Here is a 22,721-nt window from a genome sequence, read left to right as displayed (position 1 = left end):
CCGCGCGGGGTCGCCCGTACGGCCCCGTGCCGCATGCGGCCCGGCGGGGCTGCTGTGAGAGTGCGAGATGTGACCACTGCCCCCGTCGCGGCCGCGGCGCCCCCCGTGCTCGACCGGCGCAGGCGCAACGTCGTCTTCGGCACGATCATGCTCGGCGTGCTGCTGGCCGCACTCGACCAGACGATCGTGGGCACCGCGCTGCCCACGATCGTGGCGGACCTGGGCGGCGGGGACCACATGTCGTGGGTGGTGACCTCCTACCTGCTCGCGGAGACCGTCGCGACGGTGCTGGTGGGCAAGTTCGGCGACCTCTTCGGCCGGAAGCTGATCTTCCAGGTGTCGGCGGTCGTCTTCATCACCGGTTCCTTCCTGTGCGGCCTCGCGAGCAACATGAGCCTGCTCATCCTGTGGCGGGGCGTGCAGGGCATCGGAGCCGGCGGCCTCATGGTCACCTCGATGGCACTGATCGCCGATGTGGTCCCGCTGCGCGAACGCGGCAAGTACCAGGGCGCGATCGGCGCCGTCTTCGGCGTGGCGACGGTGATCGGACCGCTGCTGGGCGGGCTGTTCACCGACCACCTGACCTGGCGCTGGGCCTTCTACGTCAACGTGCCCATCGCGATCCTCGTCGTCGCGGCGGCCGCCCGGACGATCCCCTCCGTGCGGGCCGTGGGGCGGCCGAGGATCGACTACCTGGGCATCGCGCTCGTCGCGGCCGGCTCCAGCGCGCTGATCCTGGCCACGAGCTGGGGCGGGAACGAGTACGCGTGGGGCTCGGGGACCATCATCGGGCTGTTCGCGGGCGGGGCGGTCGCCCTGGCGCTGTTCTGCGCGGCCGAGACGCGGGCCGCGCAGCCGATGCTGCCGATGCGGCTGTTCCGCAATCCCGTCTTCACGGTCTGTTCCGTGCTCAGCTTCGTCGTCGGCTTCGCGATGCTCGGGGCGATGACCTTCCTGCCCACCTACCTGCAGTACGTGGACGGGGACTCGGCCACGGTGTCCGGCGTACGGACGCTGCCGCTGGTCATCGGCCTGCTCATCGCGTCGGTCTTCAGCGGCAACGTCACCAGCAAGACCGGGCGGTACCGGATCTTCCCCATCGTGGGCTGCCTGGTGATGGGCGTCGGGCTGTACCTGCTGTCCCGGATGGGCCCGGGGACCGGCGCCTGGCTGGAGTCGCTGTACATGTTCGTGCTCGGTGCCGGCATCGGCCTGTGCATGCAGGTGCTGACGATCGCCGTGCAGAACACCGTCGACTACGCCGACCTCGGCACGGCCACCTCGGGCGTCACGTTCTTCCGTACGCTCGGCAGCTCCTTCGGAACCGCCGTCTTCGGCACGATCTACGCCAACAGCCTGGGCCCCGAGCTGAAGGCGGGGGTCGCGGAGGCGGCGCGCGCCACCGGGGCCGATCCGGCGCGGCTGGGCGCGGCCGCGCAGAGCCCGCAGGGCGTGCACGCGCTGGATCCGGCGGAGGCCGGCCCGGTCATCGACGCGTACGCGCAGGCCCTGCACACGGTGTTCCTGTGGACCGTGCCGGTGGCGGTGGTCGGCTTCGTCGTGGCGCTCTTCCTCAAGCAGGTGCACCTGCGCGACACCGCCCGGGCCGGCTCCACGGACATGGGCGACGGCTTCGCCTCGCCGGCCACGGCCTCGGGGGACTCGGCCAAGCTGCTGGAGCTGGCGGTCGGGAAGCTCGTACGGAACATGGGGCCCGAGCAGGCGCGCGCGATCGTCGACGCCTCCGACACCAGGCTGGACATGGCGGGCGCGTGGGCGGTGATGCAGGTGGACCTGCTGACCCGGACGGTCGGCCACGCCAGCCTGGGGCTCATCGCGAACCGCAGGTCGCTGCCGCCGGAGGTGCTGCTGCCGGTCTTCGACCGGATGGTCGACGAGGGGTACCTGACGCGGGAGGGAAACTTCCTCGCGCACACCCCGGCCGGCGAGCGCGAGGCGGCCGTCATCTCGAGCGCGTGGGCGGACTGGCTCGGAGACCGGCTGGAGAAGGACCGGGGCCGGCCGCGGAGCGCCGAACTGAGGGTGGCCGCGGACGCGATCGCGAAGCGGCTGCTGGCCGAGGACCTGGGCGAGGGCAACTTCGCACCGCGGACGGCGGTGCGGGGGTAGGGCCACCGCGTCCGCCCCGCGGTCATCGGCTCGGCGTCCGCCCGGCGGGGCCGGAACCACCCGCGGCCGCCGTACGTCCTTCCCGGTGGGGCGCGAGGGCAACGGGGGGCTGCTCATGGGGATCACGCTGGCGGAGGAGATCGTGCTGCTGTGCCTGGACGAGGAGTCCGGGGCGGCGCGGCAGCGGCAGACCGTGGGCTGGGCCGTGGCGGGCGGGATCCTCGTCGAACTCGTCATGGCGGAGCGGGTGTCGGTGACGGGTGCGTACCTGTCGCTGTCGGACACCTCCTCCACCGGGGAGGAACTGCTCGACGGCCGGATCGAGTTGATCGGCGCGTGGCTGCGGGGCCGCAGCAAGCGCCGGGTGACGGACTGGCTGACCAAGGACCACGCGCGGGCGGTCGCCGCCGGCCTGGAGCGGCTGCAAGCGCGGGGGCTGATCGGCGCCGAAGTGGACAAGGTGTTCGGGATGTTCCCGCGGCGCCGCTATCCGGAGGCCGACGGGACGGTCGGGCCCGCGCTGCGGGAACGGCTCCGGGCCGTGGTGCTCAAGGGCTCCGATCCGGACGAGCGTACGGCCGCCCTGGTGGCCCTGCTCCACGCGGCCAGGCTGCACCGGCTGGCCTTCCCCGGGGTGCCGCGCGGGCAGGTCGTCCCGCGGATGGCGGAGGTGGCCGCCGGCCAGTGGGCGACCGACAGCGTGCGCACCGCGATCCGCGACACGCAGGCGGCCGTGGTGGCGGCCATGGCCGCCACCGCCGCCGCGACGAGCTAGCCGGTGGGGCCGGCCGTCGGGTGGTCGGCCGTGGGGTGGTCGGCCGTCGGGTAGTCGTACGAGGGCACGTCGGGCAGGGCGGCGAGGTCCGGGCGCCAGGAGCGCAGCACCGCCGCCGACGGGGCGTAGAGCGCGGCGGGGATCTCGGCCGGGGCGAACCACTGCCAGCGGGCGATCTTGTGGGGCTCGGTGACGGTGGGCACGCCCTGCGCGGCGGTCGTGACGGCGGCGGCCGTCAGCCGGGTCACGCCGGACTTCGCGTCGATCTGGACGGAGAGGACCCGGATCCCCTCGGGGGCCGCCCGCAGATCCGTTTCCTCGGCCAGTTCCCGGGCGGCGGCCTGCTCGAAGCCCTCCCCGGGGTCGACCTTGCCCCCGGGCAGCTCCCAGCGGCCGTCGTGCGCCTGGCCGAGCAGCACCCGGCCGTCAGGGCCGACGACGACCAGCCCGACGCCGACGACGGCATTGGGCTGTGGGACCGCCCGCTCGGGGCGTTCGCCGGTGGTGGTGGTCATGGACGTCCTTCCTCTGTGCACGTGGCTCTCACGGGCCATGGCTCCATTTGCCACTTGGTCAACAACATGTGTCAAGCCGGGCCCTTGGCGCGCGCCGCCCCGGACGGCCCTAGGACGCCTGTGCGGGTTTCGGCCCGGTTCCGTCCGCGCAGGCTCCAGGCGGTGTGATCGTCGTACGGCTCATCGGCTCATCGGCTCATCGGCTCATCGGCTCAGGGGGGCGCAATGACACATGTGCTGGTCATCGGCGGAGGACTCGGGGGACTGGCCACGGCCCTGCTCGCCGCACGGCGCGGGCACACGGCCGAACTCTTCGAGCGCGACACGCGCGCCCCCGGCACGGCCCTCGACCGGGACTTCTTCGGCTGGCGGCGGCCGGCCGTACCGCAGGCCGCCCAGCCGCACGCGCTGCTGGGCGCCGCGCGGAACGTGCTGCGCGAGGAACTGCCGGACGTGTACCGGGAGATGCTGCGGCTCGGCGCCCGCGAACGGCACGAGCTGGACTGGTTCGACGCCCGCCCGCCCGCGCGCCCCGGCGACGAGGACCTCGTGATGCTCCAGGCCAGGCGCATCGTGCTGGAGAGCGCACTGGCGAGCGCCCTGCGCGCCGAACCGGGCGTGGTGGCGCGGTACGGGGAACCCGTGACCGGGCTGACCACGGCGGCCCGAGGGGGTGAGGGCGGTGACGGGGGCCAGGGGGGTGTGGTCCGGGTGACGGGAGTGACCACCGAGGCCGGGAGTTACGCGGGGGACCTCGTGGTGGACGCGGGCGGGCGGCGCGGCGGCGCCGAGCGCCGGCTGGCCGCCGCGGGCAGCCGCCCCCCGGTCGTGGAACGGCACCGCACCGGGCTCGCCTACTTCTGCCGCTGGTACCGGCTGCCCGAGGGCATGGCGGAGGGGCCGCGCCGGCCCTGGGCGGTCACGGGCGGCGCCTTCGCCGGATGCGCCGTCTTCCCCGCCGACAACCGGCTCTTCGCCGTGACGCTGTTCGTGCACACCGCGGACACCACGCGCTCCGCCCTGCGCGACCCGGCCGTCTTCGAGGCCGCCGCGCGCGCCTTCCCGCCCGGCGCGGCCTGGCTGGCGCTGGGCGCCGAACCCCGCTCGGAGGTGCTGGCCACCGCGAGCCTGGACAACCGGTGGAGCGCCCTGGCCGACGAGCGGGGCCCGGTCGTGAGCGGGCTGGTGCCGGTCGGCGACGCCATCACGCACACCAACCCCACCCTCGGGCAGGGCACCTCGCTCGCGCTGTGGGCCGCGCGCAGGGTGGCCCGTACGGCGCACCGGGACCCGGGATCGGAGCGCTACGCCGCCGACCACCACGCGTGGGCGGTACGCACCCTGAAGCCCTGGTTCGACTTCCAGGTCGTCGCCGACGCGGCCATCGGGGAGCGGTTCGCGACCCGGGCCGTGCGGACGGGGACGGCGCGCGAGGTGGCCGCCCTGTTCGACTGCGCGCTGGAGGACCCCGAGGTGATGCGGGCGCGGGCCAGGGTCCGGCACCTGGCCGAGCCGCCGGAGCGGGCGTACGCGGATCCGGACGTCCGGGCCAGGGTTGCGCGCTGGCTGGCCGCGCGGCCGGACTACGCGCCGAACGCGGTGGGCCCGGACCGGGCGGAGTGGGAGAAGCTGACGGCGGGATGACCCGTCAGCGGGCGGCGGCGGGGGGCGGGCCGAGCACCTCGGCGAGGTCGTATCCGACGACCTCCTCCAACTGGTCGTAGGTGCAGCTCTCCGGCGTCCGGTCGGGCCGCCAGCGGCGGAACTGGGCGGTGTGCCGGAAGCGGTCGCCCTCCATGTGGTCGTAGGCGACCTCGACGACCCGCTCGGGGCGCAGCGCCACCCACGACAGGTCCTTCTTGCCGGTCCAGCGGCTCTGCGCGCCGGGCAGCCGGGCGTCCTCGTGGGCCGACTCCTCGGTCCAGGCGGCCCACGGATGGCCCGCGGGGTCCGCCATGCGCAGGGGTTCGAGCTCCTCGACCAGTTCGGCGCGGCGCTTCATGGGGAAGGCGGCGCACACGCCGACGTGCTGGAGGGCGCCGTGGCCGTCGTACAGGCCGAGGAGCAGCGATCCGACAATCGGACCGCTCTTGTGGAAACGGAAACCCGCGACGACGACATCGGCCGTACGCTCGTGCTTGATCTTGAACATGAGGCGGGCATCGGGCCGGTAGGGGAGATCGAGGGGTTTGGCGATCACCCCGTCGAGCCCGGCGCCCTCGAACCGCTCGAACCACTCCTGCGCGAGCGCGGGATCGGTGGTCGCGGGCGCGAGGTGGACGGGGGGCCGAGCAGTGGAGAGGGACCGGGCGAGGGCGCTGCGGCGGTCGGCCAGCGGGGTGCCGAGGAGCGCCTCGTCGCCGATCGCGAGCAGATCGAAGGCGACGAAGCTGGCCGGGGTCGTCTCGGCGAGCAGCTTCACGCGGGATGCGGCGGGGTGGATCCGCTCGGTCAGCCGGTCGAAGTCGAGGCGTCCGCCCAGAACGATCACGATCTCGCCGTCCACGACGCAGCGGTCGGGCAGGTTCTCCTTGAGGGCCGCCACCAGCTCGGGAAAGTACCTGGTCAGGCTCTTTCCCGTGCGGCTGCCGATCTCGACCTCGTCGCCGTCGCGGTGCACGATGGCCCGGAAGCCGTCCCACTTGGCCTCGTACTGCATGCCGGGCGGGATCTTCCCCACGGACTTCGCGAGCATCGGCTTCACGGGCGGCATCACCGGCAGATCCATGTCTCCGATTCTGCGGTCGTACGTCCGGCCCCGCCCGGTGTGCGCGCCCGGCCGGGCCCGCCTACCGTGGCGCACATGGGTGCTTCGGGCAATGCCATCGAGCTGGACGCGGGCGGGCGCACGGTGCGGCTGTCCAACCCCGACAAGGTGTACTTCCCGGAGCGCGGCCTCACCAAGCGGGACGTGGCCGCGTACTACCTGGCGGTCGCGGAGGGCATCACGCGCGCCCTGCGCAACCGGCCGACGACCCTCGAACGGTTCCCGGACGGAGTGGAGGGCGAGTCCTTCTTCCAGAAGCGGGCCCCGAAGAACCTCCCCGACTGGATCCCGACCGCACACATCGCCTTTCCCAGCGGGCGCTCCGCCGACGAGATCTGCCCGACCGAGCCGGCCGCCGTCCTGTGGGCCGCCAACCTGGGCTGCCTCACCTTCCACCCCTGGCCGGTGCGGCGCGAGGACACCGACCGGCCCGACGAGCTGCGCATCGACCTGGACCCGCAGCCGGGCACCGACTACCACCACGCGGTGGCCGCCGCCCACGAACTGCGCGCCCTGCTGGAGGAACTGGGGCTGCGCGGCTGGCCCAAGACCTCGGGCGGCCGCGGCCTGCACGTCTTCGTGCCGATCGAGCCGCGCTGGACGTTCACGGAGGTCCGGCGGTGTGCCATCACCCTCGGCCGCGAGCTGGAACGCCGGATGCCGGGGAAGGTCACCACGGCCTGGTGGAAGGAGGAGCGCGGCGAGCGGATCTTCGTCGACTACAACCAGACGGCGCGCGACCGCACGATCGCCTCCGCCTATTCCATCCGCCCGCGCCCGCACGCCCCGGTGTCGGCACCGCTGCGCTGGGACGAGGTGGACGACGCCGAGCCGCGCGACTTCGACATCGTGACGATGCCGTCCCGTTTCGCCGAACTGGGCGACCTGCACGCGGACATGGACGAGCACGCCTTCAGCCTGGAGTCCGTACTGGAACTCGCCGACCGCGACGAGCACGACCACGGGCTGGGCGACATGCCCTACCCCCCGGACTACCCGAAGATGCCGGGCGAGCCGAAGCGCGTCCAGCCGAGCCGCGCGAAGCGGGAGGACTGACCCGCTCTCGCGGGCATCTGCCCCGTCTCGCGACTCAGGCGGTCCGGGCCTAGGCTGATTCCGGCGCTTTTGTCCCCGTACGACGGGAGGCACGTCATGGGTTCGACGCACACTCGGCTGCGCAAGGGCTGCGTGGCGGTCGCCGCCGCGGGCCTGCTCCTCGCCCCGGCCCTCGCGGGTCCCGCCTACGGGTCGGCCGGCGCCCGGGCGCAGACCGACCTCGCCGCACCCGTCCCGCCCTCCCCGGACGGCGGCTCCGAATTCGCGCAGCTCACGCCTGCCGTCGCGGCGCAGCTGGACGCCGCCATCCAGCAGGTCCTGCGCGAGGCGCGGGTGCCGGGCGTGACGGTGGGCCTGTGGGCCCCCGGCAAGGGCAGCTACGTGAAGACCTTCGGGGTCGCGGACAAGGCGACCGGCGCGCCCATGCGGACCGACATGCACATACGCATCGGCAGCGAGACGAAGACCTTCACCGTGACCGCGCTCCTCCGGCTGGTCGACCAGGGAAGGATCGGCCTGGACGACCCGATCGGCACGTACGTCACCGGCGTTCCGAACGGGGACCGCATCACGCTGCGCCAACTCGCCGGGATGCGCAGCGGACTCTTCAACTACTCCGAGGACGAGGACTTCACCAAGGCCCTCTTCGCCCACCCCACGCAGCCCTTCACGCCCCAGCAGTTGCTCGACTACTCCTTCAAGCACCCGGTGCAGTTCGCGCCGGACGCGAAGTGGGAGTACTCCAACACCAACCTGATCCTGCTCGGTCTGGTGGTGGAGAAGATCACCGGCCGTCCGCTCCACGAGGTCATCGCGCAGGACGTCCTGAAGCCGGCCGGTCTGCACGCCACGCTCTTCCCGACCGGGGCGCAATTCCCCGCACCGCACGCGCAGGGCTACACCGACCAGACGGCCTCCGGAAAGATCGAGAACGCGACCGACTGGAACCCCTCCTGGGCCTGGGCGGCGGGAGCGGTCATCTCCGACCTGAACGACCTGCGCAGCTGGGCGCGCACGCTCGCCACCGGCACACTGCTGACGCCGGCCACCCAGGCCGAGCGCCTCAAGACCACCTCGATCGGCATTCCGGGCGCCGGCTACGGGCTGGGCATCTTCAACGTCCAGGGCTGGATCGGCCACAACGGCTCACTGCCCGGCTACGAGACGCTGACGGTCTACCTGCCCCAGGCGCAGGCGACCATGGTCGTCCTCCTCAACACCGACATCCTGCACGACGGCCAGGAGCCCAGCGCCCTCTTCGGCGCGGCGATCACCCGCATCGTGACCCCCGACCACGTCTACCCCGGCCACAAGCCAACGGCCTCGAAGCCCGGCTGAGCCCGCTCTCCTCCCGTCCGGGGAGCGGGGCTCTCCAACAAAACAACACGAACGATCGTGCTAATATCTCCTCATCATCCTGCCGGCGCCATCCGGCCGACCGGCCACTGGCCATCTGAGGAGATCCGGAGAACCGGGCATGCATCCCACGGCTTCACTCCTGAGCACCACCCTCAACCTCACCGCCCGGCTCGCCCCGGGGCTGGCCGGACCCCGCGCCTTCGCGTGGTTCGTCCGGCCCCTCGGCCGCGTCCGGCTCCGCCCCGAGGAGGCGGAGCCGATGGCCCGGGCCCGCACCGGCCGGCTCACCGTGCACGGCATACCCGTCACCACCTATCGGTGGGGCGACGGAGAACGGCCCGTGCTGCTGGTGCACGGCTGGACCTCGCGCGCCTCGCGGTTCAGCGGCTTCGTCGAGGCCCTCCGGGCCGAGGGGCACACGGTGATCGCCTTCGACGCCCCCGGCCACGGGGAGTCCGGCGGCCGGGCCTCCACGATCCTCGACTACCGGGACATCCTGCGCCAACTGCACGCGGAGTACGGCGGGTTCTCCGCGGTCGTGGCCCACTCCTTCGGCGTGCTCGCCACGCTCTTCATGCTGCGGGAGGCCGACGGCATCCGGGCGGACCGGTTCGTCGGCATCGGGGGCGTCGCCGACTTCGGCTACCTCCTCGACCAGTTCCGTGCCGGGCTGCGCCTGCGCGAGCCGGCCATGCGCGCCCTGCGCGACCACGTCGAACACCGCCTCTTCCGCGGTGAACCCGACATCTGGCAGCGCCTCGACGCCGGTCGCCGTCCGGTCGAGGGGCCGATGCCGGTCCTCCTCGTCCACGACGCGGACGACGACGTCGCGGCCCCCGCCCAGTCCCGCGCGATCGCCGCGGCGTACGGCTCCAGGGCCCGCCTGATCGAGACCAGCGGCCTGGGCCACCGCCGCATCCTGTCCGACCCGGAAGTCATCGCGGCAGCGGTCGAGTTCGCCACCGCCCCTGGGCAGGCCGTGCCGCCCGCGGCATCGGCGACGGGCGCCTCGGCGGTGGCCCGATGACGACGCACCCCGCTCCGCGGACCACCGGCACCGGCACCGACAGCGCCCGCGGAGGACCGGCCCGCAACGGGCCGGCAGGCGTGGGGGATCCCCGGCGGATCCTGGCGCTCGCCTGCGCCGTCACCTTCCTCGCCTTCCTCGACGCCACCGTCGTCAACGTGGCCTTCCCCGACCTGCGGCGGGCCTTCCCCGAGGTGTCCCTGGCCCGGCTCACCTGGGTGGTCAGCGCCTACGCCGTGCTGTTCGCCGCCCTGCTGGCCGCGGCCGGACGGCTCGCCGACACCCTCGGCCGGCGCACCCTCTTCCTCGGGTCGTCCCTCGCCTTCACCCTCACCTCGCTCGCCGCCGGCGCGGCCCCCACCGCCGACCTGCTGATCCTCGCCCGCGCCCTCCAGGGAGCGGCGGCCGCCGGAATGATCCCGGCCGCGCTGGGACTCGTACTCGCCCACACGCCGCCCGGCCGCCGGGCCGCGGCCCTCGGCGCGTGGGGCGCCGCGGGCGGGCTCGCCGCCGCCGTCGGCCCTAGCCTCGGCGGACTGCTGGTCGAGGCCTGGGACTGGCGCGCGATCTTCCTCGTCAACGTGCCGCTGGGCCTGGTGGTCTGCTGGGCCGCCGCCCGCGCCGTGCCCCGCGAGGCCCCGACGGGACGCCAACTGCCCGACCCCCTCGGTACGTTCGCCCTCGCGCTCGGCATCGGGGGCGTGGTGACCGGCCTCTCCCAGGGCCAGGAGTGGGGCTGGACCGACCCCGCGGTGCTCGTACTCCTGGCCGGCGGAGCCCTCTGCGCCGCCACCGCGCTCCACCGCTCGCGCCGCCACCCGGCCCCCGCCGTCGACCGCGACCTGTGGCGCGACCCCGTCTTCGCCCGCGCCAGTACCGGCGCGCTGCTCTTCGGCACCGCCATGTACGCATGGCTGCTGACCGGGCCCTCCTACCTGATCGCCCGCTGGAACTACTCGGTCCTGGAAGCCGGTTTCGGCGTCACGCCGGGAGCCGTACTGGCCATGGCCGGCGCCCTGGTCGTCGGCCGCCGTGTCCCCGCCCACCGGCAGTGGGCGGCGGTCACCGTCGGCTCGCTCCTCTTCGCCGCCAACGCCCTGCTGCTGTGGGGCTGGGTCGACGCCTCGACCTCGTACGCCCAGATCTTCCTCCCGGCCGGCCTGCTGGGCGGGCTCGGCATCGGGGTGACCCTGACCGCCCTGTCCACGGCGGCCTCGGCCGCGCTGCCGCCGCAGCGCTTCGCGGCGGGCACCGGGCTGCTGATGACGGCCCGTCAACTCGGCGGCGCACTGGGCGTCGCGGCCACCGCGGCCCTGCTGACCGGGGCCGGTGACCACTGGCGCGCCGTTTTCCTGACGGCGGCGGTCGCCGCCCTGGGCGCGGCGGCCGCCGGCTGCTCGATGCGCGTGCGCGGCGGGGCGAACGGGGTCAGGAAGGGGAGTTGACGGCGGGCGGCCGTTCCGGGAGTTCCTCCGGGGCGGCCGCCACCGCCCGCAGCCGGTCGAGGATGCCTCGGCCGGCCCTCTCGTATGCGACCGGGTCGTCGTGCAGGACGGAATGCGCGTTGGCCAGCTCCATCAGGGCGATCACCTCGAAGGCCAGCTGCGGGACGTCAGCCGCGTCGATCCCGTCCCGGAACGCGCCCGCCAGCCGGGCCTCGTCCAGGACCCGTTCGATGTAGCGCGTCCAGTCGGTGCGCACCTTGGCCACCTCGTCGCGTACGGGGCCGGGGCGCGAGTCGAACTCCGCGGAGACGGAGTAGAAGAAGCAGCCGCCCGGGAAGACGCGGCGCCCGGAGTAGTCCAGCCAGCGCTCGCACACCTTCCACACCTTGGCGATGCCGGCGGGATCCTGGCGCACGGGCCGGACGACCTGCTCGACGAACACGTCCACGGCGGCACGGACGGTGGCGAGCTGGAGGTCCTCCTTGGAGCCGAAGAGCGCGAAGACGCCGCTCTTGCTGAGGCCCAGATCCGCGGCGATCTTCCCCAGGGACAGGCCTTCGAGGCCGTCCACGGAGGCGATGCTCATGGTCCGGTCGAGAACGGTCCGTCGCGTCTGGTTCCCGCGTTCCACGCGTCCGTCTGCCATATCACCATCTTACCGAACGCACGGTCGTGCACCCTGTGGAACGGGCGCCGGGCTGCTGTCAGTGGGGGATGCCATGCTCGAAGAGGACAGGACAGACGACAGGACAGGGCGGGTGGGGAAGGAGGGCGGGGCCATGCTCACCACGGACTACAAGGACGGCTCCCCGAACTGGCTGGACCTCGGCGCTCCGGACATCGAGGGCGCCGCCGGGTTCTACGGGGGACTGTTCGGCTGGGACTTCCAGGCGGGCGGCGAGGAGGTCGGCGGGTACGGGATGTTCCGCCTCGGCGACCGGACGGTCGCGGGCGGCATGACCGTCACGGCGGAGCAGGGCCCCGCGGCCTGGACGGTGTACTTCCAGACCTCCGACACGGACGCCACGGCCGCGGCGGTGACGGAGGCGGGCGGGTCGGTGCGGTTCCAGCCGATGGACGTCATGGACTTCGGCCGGATGGCGGTGTTCGCCGATCCGGCGGGAGTGGGCTTCGGCGTGTGGCAGCCACGGAGGAACAAGGGCCTGGACGTGGTGGCGGAGGTGGGCTCGATGTGCTGGGCGGAGCTGTACACGGCCGACGTGGCCGCGGCCGCCTCCTTCTACGGCGCGGTCTTCGGCTGGGAGGTCAGCGAGATGTCGTTCGGGGGCGGCACGTACACGATGGTCAGACCGGCCGGCACGACGGACGAGGCGGCGATCGGCGGTCTGGTCCCCCTCTCGACGGACCCGGTGGAAGACACCGAACGTCCCTACTGGACCCCGTACTTCGAGGTGGCGGACTGCGACGCGACGGCGGCGCGGGCGGAGGAGTCCGGCGGCAAGGTCCGGATGACGCCGGTCTTCATGGAGGGGGTCGGCCGCTTCGCCAAACTGGCGGATCCCTTCGGAGCCCGCTTCGCGGTCATAGCCAGCGCCCCGCCGCCGGGAGCGTGACACGGCACCGGCTCCGTTGATCAGGCGTTGATCGGACGTCCATCGCGGGCGGTGAGTATCTCCGGCATGCCGATGAACACCACTGACACCGCGACCGCCACTGCCACCGCCTGGTACGAACTCGCCCTGTGCGCCCAGACGGGCCCGGGCTTCTTCTTCCCGGAGCCGGGCTCTTCACTGCGGGACGCGAAGCGGGTGTGCGGGGCGTGCGAGGGGAGGGCCGCGTGCCTGGAGTACGCGCTGGCCAATGACGAGCGCTTCGGTGTCTGGGGCGGCCTCTCGGAAGCCGAACGCCACGCCCTGCGGCCCAGCCGCCGCTGAACCCCGGCAGAGCGCGGCTCTGCCGGGGTCATGGGTCAGCCCTTGCGGGCCGCCATGCGGGCCGCGCGGGCGGCGAGCCGCTCGTCGAACTTCTTGGCCTCGGAGTCCAGACCGTTCATGAACAGCCCGAGCTCGTCCTGGGCCTGCTGCCCCTCCGGGCCGAGGTCGGCGATCTCCATGACCTTGAGGAACCGGAGCACCGGGGCGAGCACGTCGTCGTGGTGGATCCGCAGGTTGTAGACCCCGCCGATCGCCATCTGCGCGGCCATCCGCTCGAAGCCGGGCATGCCGTGTCCGGGCATCCGGAAGTTGACCACGACGTCCCGCACGGCCTGCATCGTCAGGTCGGGGGCGATCTCGAAGGCCGCGCCCAGCAGGTTGCGGTAGAAGATCATGTGCAGGTTCTCGTCCTGCGCGATGCGCGCCAGCATGCGGTCGCAGACCGGGTCACCGGACTGGTGGCCGGTGTTGCGGTGCGAGATGCGGGTGGCGAGCTCCTGGAAGGCCACGTAGGCCACCGAGTGCAGCATCGAGTGGCGGTTGTCGGACTCGAAGCCCTCCGACATGTGCTGCATCCGGAACGCTTCCAGCTTGTCCGGGTCCACGGCGCGCGAGGCCAGCAGGTAGTCGCGCATCACGATGCCGTGGCGGCCCTCCTCGGCCGTCCAGCGGTGCACCCAGGTGCCCCAGGCGCCGTTGCGGCCGAAGAGCGTGGCGATCTCGTGGTGGTAGCTGGGGAGGTTGTCCTCGGTCAGCAGGTTCACGACCAGCGCGATCTTGCCGATCTCGGTGACCTTGGACTGCTGCGGGTCCCAGGCCTCGCCGTCCTCGAAGAAGCCGGGGAAGTTCCGGCCGTCGCTCCACGGGACGTACTCGTGGGGCATCCAGTCCTTGGTGACCGTCAGGTGGCGGTTGAGCTCCTTCTCGACCACCTCTTCCAGCGCGAACAGCAGCTTGGCGTCGGTCCACGCCTCCGAGCTGCCGAGGTGGGGAGAGGTGATCGTCACGGGTACTCCTGGGTGCAAAGCGAATTACCTACGGTTCCGTAGCCTACGGAGTCGTAGGTTAAGCGCGACATCAAGACGAGGCCAAGCCCCAGCCGTGCCTATGTCCGGTTACATCCAGTTATCTGTGCAGTTAACGAAGGGTGCGGGCGGGAAGCGGAAGGGGGAAGTTGTAGCAAAAGCGCCCTCTTCCAGACCGTCGCCGGGCCGTTTCACGCCAGGAGGTGATCCGCCGCTCCGGCCTTGACGGCGGAGATCAGGGCCCGGAGGGCGTCGATGGAGTCGGTGACGTAGGCGGCGGAATCTGTCGTTCCGATGTACGCCTTTCCCTCGGCGTCGCGGCCGAAGCGGAAGCAATTGGCCCCCTCGCTGCAGAAAGCCTCGTCCCAGGCGATATCGGTCGAAGTGGCGGCCGTGGTGGTCGTGGTCATGTGGGTTCTCGTCTCCTCGTCGGGATCCGGTCAGAGGCCCTGGGCGATGGCGTGGATGAAGTCGCGGGAGGCCGCGGCCGGCAGCGCCAGCGAGCGCAGCCGCTCCAGCAGGCCCCGGTACCGCAGCAGCTTCATGTGCGAGTCCAGCAGCATCGAGCCGTGCGAGCTGTCCAGCTGCACGGTGTCCAGCTGGCTCATCTCGGCCGCGGCGTACGTGAAGGACTGCCCGGCGCCCGGGAACCCGCCCGCGGTGAACGGGATGACCAGCACCGTCGTGAGCGGCCGCTGCGACTGCTCCACCATGTGCTCCAGCTGCGCCCGGGCCACCTTCGGACCGCCGAACTGCATCCGCAGCGCGGCCTCGTGCACCACCGCCTCGTACAGCGGCGGCCGCTCCCGCGCGAACACCTGCCGGCGGCTCATCCGCAGGGCGAGCCGCGCCTGCAGGTCCGGCTGCGGCAGCGGCGGGTCGGCGGTGTCGAAGACCGCCCGGGCGTGCGCCTCGGTCTGGAGCAGGCCGGGTATGTGCGTGGTGACCGCGGTGTGCAGCGCGACCGAGTGGTGTTCCAGCTCGCAGATGTCGAGCAGCGCGGGCGGCAGCATCCCCCGGTGCTGCTCCCACCACCCCTTGTCCCGCTCCTGCGCCATCGATGCCAGCAGGTCCACGAGCCCCGTATCGGGGCAGTCGTAGTTGAACGCGAGCGTGCGGACACGCTCGGCGCTGATCCCGATCCGGCCGGATTCGATGTTGGGAATGCGGGTCCGGTCGACCCCCAGGAGGGCCGCGGCCTGCTGGACCGTCGTGCCCGACTGCTCGCGGAGTTTGCGCAGCTCGGAGCCGAGGCGCTGCTGCCTGGCGGTCGGCGTGCTCCTGGGCGGCACGGTTCCCCCTATCTCGGCCGGGGGCGGGAGCGATGCCCGTACCCGTCCGGAAATGACCTGAGAAATCAGCAGGTGGTCGTACAAGTAGTAGCACTGTGCACCGGGTTGCGCTACGGTCGGTAGTGCAAGTCTCACACGGGGCGACCTCCTGGTCCGTCTTTGATCACACCGCTGTCGATCACACCCACATTTGGAGCAGCACGATGACGGGCACTCTCCGTGGCACGCGGCCGGTACACGAACTTCTGCAGCCCCCGCCGCGCGAGGCGGAGAAGCTGGACTACTCGATAGGCCTGCCCGGCGGCGCCCACTGCGCGGGGACCGCCCGCTCCGTCGTCCGGTCCCTGCTCACCCGGCACGCCCTGTCGGACCTGTGTGACACCGCGGCCCTCGCCGCCTCCGAACTCGTCGCGTGCGCACACCGGTTCACGCCCGACAAGGAGATGATGCTGAAGATCCGCTGGCAGTTCGACGCGCTGCGGATCGTCCTCTACGACCAGCACCCGGCGCACTCCTCGCCCGAGGCGAGCGAGGAGTGCCGGCGCCGGCGCAGCCGCGGGATGTGGCTGCTCGCCGCGGCCGTCGAGGCCTGCGGCGGGGACTGGGGGCTCACTCCCGTCCTGACCCCCCTGGGGGGAACCAAGTCCTGGGCGTTACTGCCCCGCTAGCCCCGTCACCCGAGCCACAGGGTCTCCCGGACCTCCTCGGCCGTGGTCGGCCGCAGTTCACCGTCCAGCAGCAGCCACCGCGTGATGCCGATCGACTCGAGGAACGGCACGTCGTGGCTCGCCACCACGAGCGCGCCCTCGTAGGCGTCCAGCGCGTCCGTCAACTGCCGTACGCTCGCCAGATCCAGATTGTTCGTCGGCTCGTCCAGCATCAGCAGCTGCGGAGCGGGCTCCGCCAGCAGCAGCGCCGCCAGCGCCGCCCGGAAACGCTCGCCGCCCGACAGGGTGCCGGCCGGCCGGTCCGCGCGGGCGCCCCGGAAGAGGAAGTGCGCGAGCCGCGCCCGGATCACGTTGTTCGTGGCCTGCGGGGCGAACCGCGCCACGTTCTCCACCACCGAACGGCTCTCGTCGAGCACGTCCAGCCGCTGCGGCAGGTACCGGGCGGGCACGTGGGTGACCGACGCGCCCGACTCCGGCGCGAGCAGCCCGGCGATCGTACGGAGCAGCGTGGTCTTGCCCGAGCCGTTGCGGCCCACCAGCGCGATCCGCTCGGGGCCGCGCAGCTCCCACTCGCCCCGTACGCGCGCACCGTGCGCAAGGCGCAGATCGCTCAGGGTCAGGACGCGCCGTCCTGGCGGGACCTGGGTGGCGGGCAGCTGGATCCGGATGGTGTCGTCGTCGCGCACCGCCTCCACCGCCTGGTCCAGCCGCTCCTTCGCCTGCGCCAGCTTCTCGGTGTGCATGATGCGGTGCTTGCCGGCCGATTCCTGTGCCGCGCGCTTGCGGGCGCCCATCACGATCTTCGGCTCGCGCTTGTTCTCGTTCATCTTCTGGCCGTACCGCTTGCGCCGCGCCAATTTGACCTGTGCGTCCACCAGTTCGCGCTTCTGGCGCTGCACGTCGGCCTCCGCGACCCGGACCATCCGCTCGGCCGCCTCCTGCTCGGCGGCGAGCATCTCCTCGTAGTCCGTGAAGTTGCCGCCGTACCAGCGGACTTCGCCGTCGCGCAGATCGGCGATCTGGTCGACCCGCTCCAGCAGCTCCCGGTCGTGGCTGACCAGGACCATCACCCCGGTCCATGACTCGACCGCGGCGTAGAGGCGGCCCCGGGCCCGCAGGTCCAGGTTGTTGGTGGGCTCGTCCAGCAGCAGGACGTCGGGGCGTGCGAGCAGCAGGGCGGCCAGCCGCAGCAGGACCCCCTCACCGCCCGAGACCTCCCCGACGGTACGGTCCAGCCCGATCCGGGCGAGGCCGAGCTGGTCGAGCATGGCCAGGGCCCGCTCCTCCACGTCCCAGTCGTCGCCGACGGCGGCGAAGTTCGCCTCGGTGGCCTCGCCCGCCTCGATGGCGTGCAGGGCGGTGCGGGCGGTGTGGATGCCGAGCGCCTCGTCCACGCGCAGCGCGGTGTCGAGGGTGATGTTCTGCGGGAGGTACCCGACGGTGCCGGCCGTGGCCAACTGGCCGTCGGACGGGGTCAGTTCCCCGGCGATCAGCTTCAGCAGGGTGGATTTCCCGCAGCCGTTGAGCCCGATCAGGCCGGTGCGGCCGGGGCCGACGGAGAGGTGGAACCCGTCGAAGACGGGAGTGCCGTCGGGCCAGTCGAAGGACAGGGCGGAGCAGGTGACGTAAGCAGGGGGATGACTCATGGAGGCCTCCAGGTTGCGTGAATGGTGCGTGCAACGCGGGGAGACAGCCGACGATCGGTCGGTGACCGGCCGGGGACCGGTCAGTGGTCGGTGTCTCGGACCTCAGAAGAGCAACGTCCTGCTCCGTTCGACGGCGATGGGGCGTCTACGAAGCTACGGGCGGCCGGAGCCGCCCGCAAACGAATTAGGCGCCGTCGGGATTCAGCAGGTGTCGCGCATCAGCTCGGCGAGGCTCTGGTCCATGTCGAGGTAGAGGTGCTCCAGGCCGGGCGGGACCACGGTCGAGGCCCGCTCCAGGAACCGGTGCAGCTCGGCCGTCACCATGAGTACCACCGCCACGCCCTCCGGCGCGTGGAACTCGATCGTCGTCCGGTCGGCGTCGTACGGGCGCACGCGCACGTCGCCCCAGCCCGACGGGCGGTCCAGCCCGGACTCCAGGAGCTCACGCGCGAAGGTCCAGGAGACCTCGATGCCCTCCAGGGTCGCGGGAGCGGGGAACGCCATCCGCACGGCGAACGGATCCGCGCGGTCATAGCAGAGCGTGACGGGAACGGTCTCGACCTTCGGCGCGGTGGCTACCAGACGGGCCTGTACGGCCTGCTCGATGACAGTGATCAAGGCTCACTCCCTTGCGGCGGATCTGCTGCCGGGTTGTGGGGTGGAACCCGGCAACCCGATAGACGCCGGAATCGGCAAATCCGTGCAGGGGGGCTGACGTGAGCTGTGTCACGGATTGGCCGGAAACGAACCGTGTGATCGCACAGAGTGACCAGCGGGGGAGTTGCGGCGGTAGGCGGGCCGGTCGGTTCCACCGGTTCCGCGAAGCTCTCAGAAGGGCTGGTTACCGATCACTCCACAGGCCCAACGCACCCTCCCGGAGAGGCACCCTGGACGGGGAATCGGGGGTGCGTTAGCTTCCGGCGCCATGAGACTTCTGGGAGTGGGAGTGGGCCTGTGCGCCGCGGCGCTGGTGGTGGGGCTGTCGGCCGCACCAGCCGAGGCCGGGGGAGAGTTACCGGCCCTGACGGGCGGTGGAGCCGCCGGCTGGGCACTGAAGGACACCGGCAAGGACGCGCGGTTCCGCGGGCTGGCGGCGGTCAGCCGGAGCACGGCCTGGGTGGCCGGTTCCAAGGGGACGGTGCTGCGCACGGTGGACGGCGGCCGCAGCTGGCAGGACGTCTCGCCGCCCGCCGCGGTCGCCGAGAAGCTGGAGCTGCGCGATGTCGAGGCCTTCGACGCGCGCCGCGCCGTGGCCCTGTCGATCGGGGAGGGCGAGGCCTCCAGGGTGCTGCGCACCGAGGACGGCGGTGCCACCTGGACCGAGACCTTCCGCAACCCCGACCCGCGGGCGTTCTACGACTGCCTCACGTTCTTCGACTCCCGGCACGGCCTGGCGATGAGCGACCCGGTGGACGGGAAGTTCCGCATCCTGTCGACCGACGACGGGGGCCGGAGCTGGCGGGTCCTGCCGGCCGAGGGCATGCCGGCCGCGCTGCCCGGCGAGGCGGGCTTCGCGGCGAGCGGCCAGTGCCTGGTGGCCGCGGGCCCGCGCGACGTCTGGCTGGCCACGGGCGGCGGGGCCACCGCGCGGGTGCTGCACTCCGCCGACCGCGGCCTGACCTGGTGGGCCGCCGAGTCCACCGTCCCGGCCGGGGACCCGGCGCGCGGGGTCTTCGCCCTGGCCTTCCGCGACCGTACGAGGGGCCTCGCGGTCGGCGGCGACTACCGCACCGGGCAGCCCTCCCCGCAGGCCGCGGCCGTCTCCTCCGACGGCGGCCGCACGTGGGGCCAGGCGGCCACCCCGCCGCCGGCGTACCGGTCGGGCGCGGCCTGGTACCCGTACGGCGGCGGTACGGCCCTCGCCGTGGGCCCGACCGGCACGGACCTGACGCTGGACGGGGGCCGCAGCTGGCGGACCCTGGACCCGGGCTCGTTCGACACGGTCGACTGCGCGCCGGACGCGGGCTGCTGGGCGGCGGGGGAGAAGGGCCGCGTGGCCCGGCTGGAACGCCGCTGATCAGGGGGCGGGCGGGGCGAGGGGCGCGGGGGTGATCCGGTCCATGCCCGGGTAGCGGCCGGGGAGGAACCCCGCCGCCCGGTACACCGGCTCGCCGTCGGCACTGGCGTGCAGCTGGACGTAGCCGATGCCGAGCCCTTCGAGCCAGCCGACCAGCGCGTCGACGATCCGCCGCCCGTGCCCCCGCCCGCGCGCCGGGCCGTCGGTGACGACCCCGTCGAGGTAGCCGCGCCGCCCGTCCGTCCACTGCGGCCCGGGCAGGTGGTAGGTGATCCAGGCCATCCCGGTGGCCAGCAGCGGCTCGCCCGGTGCGCCGCCGACGACCAGGCAGCGCACGTCGGGGCGGTCGCCGACGCGCTCGCCGAACCAGTCGTACGCCGTCCGCCGCCAGGCGGCGTCCGCCGGCCCCGGGTCCACTCCCAGGGAGGCGAGCGCGACGGCGCGCAGCCGGATCAGCTCGGGTATGTCGGCACGGGTGGCGGGACGCGGTGGCATCGGCGTTCTCCTGTGGGTCAGCGGGTGAATGCGGTCGTGGTGTCGGTGGCCGGGGGCCGGGCGCGGCAGGCTCCCGGCCCCCTGGGCGGCCTGGCGCCCACGCCCGGGCAGGCGCCGGACCCGCTCGCCCCCGGGGCCGAAGGCGACCAGCCGGTGCCGGACCGGGACGACCAGCGCCCAGCCGCACGCGCCCGCGGACAGCCTCGACCGGGTCAACAGGGCCCTGGCGGCCGCCCCGCCGCTACGGGCCCGGCCTGGATGGCGGCCGTTGGCCCCCGGCGCGTGCTGCGGCCCCGGGCCCGGGAAGCCCGGCCGCGTGCGGCACCCCCGGCTGCACCCGGCTGATGAAGGACACACGAGGCCCGGTGCCCCCGAACGCAACTAGACCGCGGGGTTCTCGCGGACCGTCGACAGGTCCGCCGAGGTCTTCGTCGCGATGAACTCCGTGATGCGGTAGGCGCAGACCCCCGCCACCGTGAAGGGGTCCTCGGCCGCGATCTTCTCGATCTCCGCACGGGAGACCCCGCCGGCCAGGATCACCCCGCCTTCGCGCGGGACCTTGCGCCCCGACGCGAGGAAGACGCCGGCGGCGTAGTAGCCGTCCAGCCAGGCGATGTGGGCGTCCATCTGTTCTTCGACGGCTTCGAGGGGCGCTGTGTAGCTGAGCTCCATGACGAACATGATCGTCAGGCTACTCTCGCACCATCATGACGAGTGTGAAGACCCCCGCCGACGAGGCCGAGGCCCGGGCGATACAGGACGTACTGCGCCATCAGGTCGTGCTCACCGAACCCGGCCCGCCGCCCGGCCGCGGACTGGTCGCGGGAGTCGACGTGGCCTACGACGACGAGCGCGACCTCGTCGCCGCCGCGGCCGTGGTGCTCGACGCCGCCACCCTGGAGGTCGTCGAGGAGGCCACCGCCGTCGGGCACGTCAGCTTCCCCTACGTGCCCGGGCTGCTCGCGTTCCGCGAGCTGCCGACCGTACTGGCCGCCCTCGACTCCCTCACCGCCGTGCCCGGGCTCGTCGTCTGCGACGGCTACGGGCTCGCCCACCCCCGCGGCTTCGGACTCGCCTGCCACCTCGGCGTGGTCACCGGCATCCCGGCCATCGGCGTCGCGAAGAACCCCTTCACCTTCACCCACGAGGAACCGGGCGCCCGGCGCGGCGACGCGGCCCCGCTGCTCGCGGCCGACGGCACCGAGGTCGGCCGGGCGCTGCGGACCCAGGACGGCGTCAAGCCGGTCTACGTCTCCGTCGGAAACCGCGTCTCGCTGGACAACGCCTGCGCCCACACCCTCGCCCTCAGCCCCCGCTTCCGGATCCCGGAGACCACCCGGCACGCCGATTCCCTGTGCCGCCGCGCCCTGCGCGAAGCCGCTGGGTGACTCAGCCGGCGTCCCGCACGTCCACCACGCGGAAGGTGATCCCCGCCTTCCGCAGGCGGTCGATCAGCGCGTCGCCCATCGCCACGGCCGTCGTCAGCTGGCCGGCGGCCTCGGGCAGGGCGTCGTAGGCCAGGCACAGCGCCGACTCCGCCAGCATCTTCGCGGTGTCCCCGTACCCCGGGTCGCCGCCGGACACCTCCGTGAACACGCGGCGGCCGCCGCCCTCGCCCACGAACCGCACCGTGAACCAGCTGCGCGCCCGCCGCTCCGCGTCCGGACCCTGCCCCGCCTCCCAGCGGTTCATCAGCCAGCGCCGGGCCGGCGGGATCTGGGCCAGCGCCACTGTCGCGCCGACCGCCGCCGTGCCGCCCACCGCGAAGGGAAGGTGCCGGACCGAGGCGTAGTGCCGGTAGCGGAAGTCGGGGCCGTACCGCTCCAGGGCGGCCGCCGACCGGGCCACGACCGCCGGGTCCAGCACGGGCAGCGGCACCGCCCACGTCCCGGTCTCCCGGCTGAACCGGGGCGCCCCCACCGGGCCGCGCGCCCGCCGCCCCAGCAGCCGGGGCTCGTGCAGCCGGCGGGCGCGGGCGGCCGCGAGGGTCTGCGGGCCGCGACTGACCGCGGTGAGCGCGGAGGCCAGCGTGCCGCCGGAGAAGAGCGCGTTGGACCGCAGGAACCCGTCGACCCGCAGCGGCACCCCCTCCGGGAGCTGCCCCACGGTGAAGTACGCCCCCAGGTCGGCCGGGATCGAGTCGAAGCCGCAGGCGTGCACGAGCCGTGCCCCCGTCTCCCGGGCCCGCGCGTCGTGCTCCACGTACGTCCGGTCCACGAACTCGGGCTCCCCGGTGAGGTCCACGTAGTCCGTGCCCGCCTCCGCGCAGGCCGCGACCAGCTCCGTGCCGTACCAGACGTACGGTCCCACGGTCGTGGCCAGGACCCGTGTGGAGGCGGCCAGTTCGCGTACCGCCTCCGGGTCGGAGGCGTCCGCCTGCAGCAGCTCCACCGCCGCGCAGGCCGGGTCGAGCGCGGCCAGCCGCTCGCGCAGCCGCTCCAGCTTGGCCCGGTCCCGCCCGGCCAGCGCCCACCGGCAGCCCGCGGGGGCGTGCGCGGCGAGGTACTCGGCGGTCAGCGCCCCCACGAACCCGGTCGCCCCGAACAGCACGACGTCGTAGGGCCGTTCCGAATGGTCCTGCCGGACCCGTGCGTTCATGACCGCTCCTC

Annotated in this window: 23 protein-coding genes; 12 read left to right on the top strand and 11 right to left on the bottom strand. The window is 73.1% G+C overall.

The window, feature by feature from the left end; translation table 11 throughout:
* Positions 1–33 precede the first annotated feature (33 nt).
* The gene (locus ACFTXQ_RS14495) at positions 34–2,130 is read left to right on the top strand and encodes an MDR family MFS transporter (protein ID WP_382640266.1); all 2,097 of its coding nucleotides are present in this window, start codon (positions 34–36) and stop codon (positions 2,128–2,130) included.
* A 115-nt stretch (positions 2,131–2,245) separates the two neighbouring features.
* Complete coding sequence (locus ACFTXQ_RS14490) at positions 2,246–2,905, top strand: GPP34 family phosphoprotein (protein WP_382640263.1); 660 nt, start codon at positions 2,246–2,248, stop codon at positions 2,903–2,905.
* Here the strand turns inward: ACFTXQ_RS14490 and ACFTXQ_RS14485 are convergent.
* Complete coding sequence (locus tag ACFTXQ_RS14485) at positions 2,902–3,420, bottom strand: NUDIX hydrolase (protein WP_382640261.1); 519 nt, start codon at positions 3,418–3,420, stop codon at positions 2,902–2,904. The genes ACFTXQ_RS14490 and ACFTXQ_RS14485 overlap by 4 nt on opposite strands.
* A 225-nt stretch (positions 3,421–3,645) precedes the next feature.
* Between ACFTXQ_RS14485 and ACFTXQ_RS14480 the strand changes: the two genes are divergently transcribed.
* Positions 3,646–5,064: an NAD(P)-binding protein gene (locus ACFTXQ_RS14480; protein ID WP_382640258.1), complete on the top strand. Its 1,419-nt coding sequence runs from the start codon at positions 3,646–3,648 to the stop codon at positions 5,062–5,064.
* A 4-nt stretch (positions 5,065–5,068) separates the two neighbouring features.
* On the opposite strand, the gene ACFTXQ_RS14475 is transcribed toward ACFTXQ_RS14480, so the two are convergent.
* On the bottom strand, positions 5,069–6,148 hold the full coding sequence (locus ACFTXQ_RS14475; RefSeq protein WP_382640255.1) for an ATP-dependent DNA ligase: 1,080 nt from the start codon (positions 6,146–6,148) through the stop codon (positions 5,069–5,071).
* A 75-nt stretch (positions 6,149–6,223) separates the two neighbouring features.
* Between ACFTXQ_RS14475 and ligD the strand changes: the two genes are divergently transcribed.
* The 4 genes from ligD to ACFTXQ_RS14455 all read left to right on the top strand — a co-directional run bounded on the left by ligD (position 6,224) and on the right by ACFTXQ_RS14455 (position 11,074).
* Positions 6,224–7,243, top strand: a complete 1,020-nt coding sequence (ligD, locus tag ACFTXQ_RS14470) for a non-homologous end-joining DNA ligase (protein WP_382640252.1) — start codon at positions 6,224–6,226, stop codon at positions 7,241–7,243.
* A gap of 96 nt (positions 7,244–7,339) precedes the next feature.
* The gene (locus tag ACFTXQ_RS14465; protein WP_382640249.1) at positions 7,340–8,581 is read left to right on the top strand and encodes a serine hydrolase domain-containing protein; all 1,242 of its coding nucleotides are present in this window, start codon (positions 7,340–7,342) and stop codon (positions 8,579–8,581) included.
* A 139-nt stretch (positions 8,582–8,720) separates the two neighbouring features.
* Positions 8,721–9,629, top strand: a complete 909-nt coding sequence (locus ACFTXQ_RS14460; RefSeq protein WP_382640246.1) for an alpha/beta fold hydrolase — start codon at positions 8,721–8,723, stop codon at positions 9,627–9,629.
* Positions 9,626–11,074, top strand: a complete 1,449-nt coding sequence (locus tag ACFTXQ_RS14455) for a DHA2 family efflux MFS transporter permease subunit (protein ID WP_382640243.1) — start codon at positions 9,626–9,628, stop codon at positions 11,072–11,074. The genes ACFTXQ_RS14460 and ACFTXQ_RS14455 overlap by 4 nt, the downstream gene beginning before the upstream one ends.
* Here the strand turns inward: ACFTXQ_RS14455 and ACFTXQ_RS14450 are convergent.
* Entirely contained in the window at positions 11,058–11,720 is a 663-nt protein-coding gene (locus tag ACFTXQ_RS14450) for a TetR/AcrR family transcriptional regulator (protein WP_382640240.1), read from the bottom strand. The two genes, ACFTXQ_RS14455 and ACFTXQ_RS14450, sit on opposite strands and share 17 nt — an antisense overlap.
* A gap of 133 nt (positions 11,721–11,853) precedes the next feature.
* On the opposite strand from ACFTXQ_RS14450, the gene ACFTXQ_RS14445 reads away from it, so the two are divergent.
* Together ACFTXQ_RS14445 and ACFTXQ_RS14440 are read left to right on the top strand one after the other, a co-directional pair.
* Entirely contained in the window at positions 11,854–12,648 is a 795-nt protein-coding gene (locus ACFTXQ_RS14445) for a VOC family protein (RefSeq protein ID WP_382640237.1), read from the top strand.
* Positions 12,649–12,714: 66 nt separating this feature from the next.
* Entirely contained in the window at positions 12,715–12,969 is a 255-nt protein-coding gene (locus ACFTXQ_RS14440; RefSeq protein ID WP_382640234.1) for a WhiB family transcriptional regulator, read from the top strand.
* Positions 12,970–13,004: 35 nt separating this feature from the next.
* Here the strand turns inward: ACFTXQ_RS14440 and ACFTXQ_RS14435 are convergent, their stop codons facing one another.
* The 3 genes from ACFTXQ_RS14435 to ACFTXQ_RS14425 all read right to left on the bottom strand — a co-directional run bounded on the left by ACFTXQ_RS14435 (position 13,005) and on the right by ACFTXQ_RS14425 (position 15,286).
* A complete protein-coding gene (locus ACFTXQ_RS14435) occupies positions 13,005–13,976 on the bottom strand; it encodes an acyl-ACP desaturase (protein WP_382640232.1) in 972 nt (323 codons plus the stop codon).
* A gap of 209 nt (positions 13,977–14,185) precedes the next feature.
* Positions 14,186–14,404: a hypothetical protein gene (locus ACFTXQ_RS14430; RefSeq protein ID WP_382640230.1), complete on the bottom strand. Its 219-nt coding sequence runs from the start codon at positions 14,402–14,404 to the stop codon at positions 14,186–14,188.
* 30 nt (positions 14,405–14,434) lie between these two features.
* The gene (locus ACFTXQ_RS14425; protein WP_382640228.1) at positions 14,435–15,286 is read right to left on the bottom strand and encodes a helix-turn-helix domain-containing protein; all 852 of its coding nucleotides are present in this window, start codon (positions 15,284–15,286) and stop codon (positions 14,435–14,437) included.
* Between the two features lie 203 nt (positions 15,287–15,489).
* Between ACFTXQ_RS14425 and ACFTXQ_RS14420 the strand changes: the two genes are divergently transcribed.
* Entirely contained in the window at positions 15,490–15,954 is a 465-nt protein-coding gene (locus ACFTXQ_RS14420) for an ATP-binding protein (RefSeq protein WP_382640226.1), read from the top strand.
* Positions 15,955–15,959: 5 nt separating this feature from the next.
* On the opposite strand, the gene ACFTXQ_RS14415 is transcribed toward ACFTXQ_RS14420, so the two are convergent.
* Both ACFTXQ_RS14415 and ACFTXQ_RS14410 read right to left on the bottom strand, forming a co-directional pair.
* Positions 15,960–17,600 (bottom strand): ABC-F family ATP-binding cassette domain-containing protein, encoded by a 1,641-nt coding sequence (locus ACFTXQ_RS14415; protein WP_382640223.1) that lies wholly within the window; start codon positions 17,598–17,600, stop codon positions 15,960–15,962.
* Positions 17,601–17,801: 201 nt separating this feature from the next.
* Positions 17,802–18,218: an SsgA family sporulation/cell division regulator gene (locus ACFTXQ_RS14410; protein ID WP_382640220.1), complete on the bottom strand. Its 417-nt coding sequence runs from the start codon at positions 18,216–18,218 to the stop codon at positions 17,802–17,804.
* 307 nt (positions 18,219–18,525) lie between these two features.
* On the opposite strand from ACFTXQ_RS14410, the gene ACFTXQ_RS14405 reads away from it, so the two are divergent.
* Positions 18,526–19,617, top strand: a complete 1,092-nt coding sequence (locus ACFTXQ_RS14405) for a WD40/YVTN/BNR-like repeat-containing protein (protein ID WP_382640217.1) — start codon at positions 18,526–18,528, stop codon at positions 19,615–19,617.
* Here ACFTXQ_RS14405 and ACFTXQ_RS14400 read toward each other — a convergent pair whose 3' ends face one another.
* Positions 19,618–20,112: a GNAT family N-acetyltransferase gene (locus tag ACFTXQ_RS14400; protein WP_382640215.1), complete on the bottom strand. Its 495-nt coding sequence runs from the start codon at positions 20,110–20,112 to the stop codon at positions 19,618–19,620. It lies immediately after the preceding gene.
* A gap of 381 nt (positions 20,113–20,493) precedes the next feature.
* Complete coding sequence (locus ACFTXQ_RS14395) at positions 20,494–20,793, bottom strand: YciI family protein (RefSeq protein ID WP_382640212.1); 300 nt, start codon at positions 20,791–20,793, stop codon at positions 20,494–20,496.
* 26 nt (positions 20,794–20,819) lie between these two features.
* On the opposite strand from ACFTXQ_RS14395, the gene ACFTXQ_RS14390 reads away from it, so the two are divergent.
* On the top strand, positions 20,820–21,500 hold the full coding sequence (locus tag ACFTXQ_RS14390) for an endonuclease V (protein WP_382640209.1): 681 nt from the start codon (positions 20,820–20,822) through the stop codon (positions 21,498–21,500).
* Between the two features lies 1 nt (position 21,501).
* Here the strand turns inward: ACFTXQ_RS14390 and ACFTXQ_RS14385 are convergent, their stop codons facing one another.
* Positions 21,502–22,710, bottom strand: coding sequence for a saccharopine dehydrogenase family protein (locus ACFTXQ_RS14385; RefSeq protein WP_382640206.1), 1,209 nt, complete (start codon positions 22,708–22,710; stop codon positions 21,502–21,504).
* Positions 22,711–22,721: the final 11 nt, after the last annotated feature.

The organism is Streptomyces sp. NPDC057010, from assembly GCF_042673805.1.
Classification (GTDB): Bacteria; Actinomycetota; Actinomycetes; order Streptomycetales; family Streptomycetaceae; genus Streptomyces.
The sequence above is the reverse complement of the archived record's forward strand: the minus strand, read 5'-3'. Positions and strand labels throughout refer to the sequence as shown.